The following is a 208-nucleotide window of genomic DNA, read 5'->3' on the forward strand; positions in this document are numbered from 1 at the left end:
ATGCGCTGGATGTACAGGCCATTCTGCAGGCGCAGCGGGCGGAATTCTTCACCGCTCAGTTCACCAGCGAGGTAACGGCGGGKTTGATYGCGATACTGCTTGACGCGGTCTTCGWCGATTTTTTKGTCGTACTGGTCGTATACGTACATGGGYGTCTCTTTTATACATATCCCAGCCCCCGAGACGGAATGAGCGATATCGGATTCCG

1 protein-coding gene is annotated in these 208 nt (G+C 54.7%); it reads right to left on the minus strand.

From position 1 onward, the window contains the following. Positions 1-149: hypothetical protein (locus ACQ4LH_RS21465; RefSeq protein ID WP_430698990.1), on the minus strand; the 149-nt coding region annotated here is incomplete at its 3' end. Positions 150-208: the final 59 nt, after the last annotated feature.

Origin of the sequence: Pseudomonas peli (assembly GCF_050563605.1) — a bacterium.
Lineage (GTDB): Bacteria > Pseudomonadota > Gammaproteobacteria > Pseudomonadales > Pseudomonadaceae > Aquipseudomonas > Aquipseudomonas peli_A.